We start from the raw sequence: 2,691 nt of genomic DNA, 5'->3' as shown, positions 1-2,691 counted from the left end.
GGGCGCCGGTCAAGTCGGTGCGGATGTTGGCGGCGCCGCTTTTTGCGCGGCCAATCACCGTGCCGTCCGCCGTTGCCAGGGCGGCCCTGCAGCTGGTGCCGCCGCCATCGATTCCGAGCACGAAATTCACGTGATTTCTCCTCCAGGCGGATAATACCAATAAAATACCAATAGCCAAGGGTTAATTTCCGTTTCAAAAAGATTAAGCCGTATTTTATTGAAAATCCTATGAATTTCGCCGGCTCAGCGATTTCCGGCCAGCGAATTCGTTAATGCGTGTGGACAAGTGGTATTTTTTTGGTATTGTTCTGGTATTGGAGGAACCGGGATGGCCGAAACGCGCACCGAAGCGCTTCACAAAAATGCCGAGGGGCTGGATATCCAGCCTCCGGACGCCATCCTTTCCTATCTGGCCGATGCGCAGATCGAAGCCGCCAAGGTCGTGCGCCATGCCATTCCATCCATAGCCAGGGCCGCCGAGATCATCGCCGGCAGGCTGAAGAGCGGCGGCAAGCTTGCCTACGCCGCGGCCGGCAGCTCAGGCCTGATGGCGCTGGCAGATGCGCTGGAACTGCCGGGCACCTTCGGCATTCACCGTGACCGCATCGCTATCCTGATCGCTGGCGGCGACGACGCTTTCCGCACGCTTGCCGGAGGGCCGGAAGACGATACCGAGGAGGCTGCGGCAGCGGTCGCCGAGGCCGGCCTCGGCAAGGGCGACTGCCTGATCGCTATTTCCGCCAGCGGCACGACGCCCTATGCCGTGCGGGCCATCGAGGACGCCCGGCTTCGGGGCGCCGCCACAATCGCTATTGCCAACAACGGCAACACGGCGCTGCTGCGCCTGGCCGATGTGGCCATCCTGCTCGAAACGCCGCCGGAGTTGATCGCCGGCTCCACGCGTATGGGCGCCGGCACCGCCCAGAAGATCGCGCTCAACATGCTGTCGACGCTGACCGCCATCCATCTCGGCCATGTGCATGACGGCTACATGGTCAATCTGATGGCCGACAACATCAAGCTGCGCGGCCGCGCGGCGCGCATCGTCGCCGCCGTCAGCGGGTGCGGCACGGACGAAGCGGCCCGCCTGCTCGAGAAGAGCGGCGGCGCGGTCAAGACCGCCATTCTGCTCGCCGCCGGCGCCGACAGCACCGACGCGGCGCAGAAGACACTGGAAGAGGCCGGCCAGAAGCTGCGCCCGGCCCTTTCCGCTATAGAGGGGAGCAAGGGCTCAAAAGCCTCCGTTCTCATCAAAACCGAACCTGAAAAAGGTCAACAGGGAGACTGAGCATGACAACGAAACTACTGACGGCACTGCTTTTGGGCACCAGCATTCTCGGCTCGGCCGGGGTTGCTTCTGCCGCAGACGTAACGCTCAACATCGAAAGCTGGCGCGGTGACGACCTTGCCATCTGGAAGGACAAGCTGCTCCCGGCTTTCGAAGCCAAGAACCCGGGCATCAAGGTGGTGTTCGCGCCCTCGGCTCCGACCGAATATGACGCAGCGCTCGGCGCCAAGCTCGCCGCCGGCTCGGCGGGCGACCTGATCACCTGCCGCCCGTTCGACAAGTCGCTCGAGCTGTTCAAGAAGGGCAACCTTGCCGATCTCTCGGCGCTGCCCGGCATGGAGAACTTCTCGCCCGTGGCAAAGTCCGCCTGGCAGACCGACGACGGCAAGGCGAGCTTCTGCGTGCCGATGGCCTCGGTCATCCACGGCTTCATCTACAACAAGGACGCCTTCGACAAGCTCGGCATCAAGGTGCCGGAGACCCGCGACGAGTTCTTCGCCGCGCTCGACAAGATCAAGGCCGACGGCACCTACATCCCGATGGCGATGGGCACCAAGGATCTCTGGGAAGCCGCGACCATGGGCTACCAGAACATCGGCCCCAACTACTGGAAGGGCGAGGACGGCCGCGCAGCACTGATCAAGGGCGAGCAGAAGCTGACCGACAAGGACTGGGTCGCGCCGTATGAGGAACTGGCCAAGTGGAAGCCTTATCTCGGCGACGGCTTCGAGGCGCAGACCTATCCGGACAGCCAGAACCTGTTCACGCTCGGCCGCGCCGCCATCTACCCGGCCGGCTCGTGGGAAATCGGCCTGTTCAACACCCAGGCCCAGTTCAAGATGGGCGCCTTCCCGCCGCCGGTCGAGAAGGCCGGCGACACCTGCTACATATCAGACCATACCGATATCGGCATGGGCCTGAACGCGGCTTCGAAGAACGCCGATGCGGCCAAGACCTTCCTGTCCTGGGTCGCCTCGCCCGACTTCGCCACCATCTACGCCAACGCGCTGCCGGGCTTCTTCAGCCTGAACTCCTCGCCGGTGAAGATGGAAGACCCGCTGGCGCAGGAATTCGTCTCCTGGCGCGGCAAGTGCAAGTCGACCATCCGCTCGACCTACCAGATCCTGTCGCGTGGCACGCCGAACCTCGAGAACGAGACCTGGGTTGAATCGGCCAACGTCATCAACGGCACCGATACGCCGGAAGCCGCGGCCAAGAAGCTGCAGACCGGTCTCGACAGCTGGTACAAGCCGGCCAAGTAAGAGCTCGGCTGAGCGCTGCTTTATCTCCCCCCTCGAGGGGGAGATGTCGCCGAAGGCGACAGAGGGGGTCGGTGGAGGCAGGCCGCGACTTGATCGTTGCTGGAAAGCGCGGTCAAATGTCGATGGCGCGCTGCCTTGACC

The 2,691-nt window shown here is 63.4% G+C and carries 2 protein-coding genes and 1 pseudogene; 2 read left to right on the top strand and 1 reads right to left on the bottom strand.

Annotation, left to right across the window (positions count from 1 at the left end; all coding sequences use genetic code 11):
* Positions 1–130, bottom strand: a pseudogene (locus EN964_RS31145) (N-acetylglucosamine kinase); the annotation flags it as partial.
* A 198-nt stretch (positions 131–328) separates the two neighbouring features.
* On the opposite strand from EN964_RS31145, the gene EN964_RS31140 reads away from it, so the two are divergent.
* The gene (locus EN964_RS31140) at positions 329–1,288 is read left to right on the top strand and encodes an N-acetylmuramic acid 6-phosphate etherase (protein WP_127272472.1); all 960 of its coding nucleotides are present in this window, start codon (positions 329–331) and stop codon (positions 1,286–1,288) included.
* Positions 1,289–1,290: 2 nt separating this feature from the next.
* The gene (locus tag EN964_RS31135) at positions 1,291–2,550 is read left to right on the top strand and encodes an ABC transporter substrate-binding protein (RefSeq protein WP_127269378.1); all 1,260 of its coding nucleotides are present in this window, start codon (positions 1,291–1,293) and stop codon (positions 2,548–2,550) included.
* Positions 2,551–2,691 lie beyond the last annotated feature (141 nt).

Origin of the sequence: Mesorhizobium sp. M7A.F.Ca.CA.001.10.2.1, from assembly GCF_003998575.1 — a bacterium.
GTDB lineage: Bacteria > Pseudomonadota > Alphaproteobacteria > Rhizobiales > Rhizobiaceae > Mesorhizobium.
Note: the sequence above shows the minus strand (reverse complement) of the source record. Positions and strands in the feature narration are given on the sequence as shown.

Bases quoted from the DNA above. Each gene is read 5' to 3' on its own strand.
- EN964_RS31140 (WP_127272472.1), top strand. From the start codon at position 329: ATGGCCGAAACGCGCACCGAAGCGCTTCACAAAAATGCCGAGGGGCTG.
- EN964_RS31135 (WP_127269378.1), top strand. From the start codon at position 1,291: ATGACAACGAAACTACTGACGGCACTGCTTTTGGGCACCAGCATTCTC.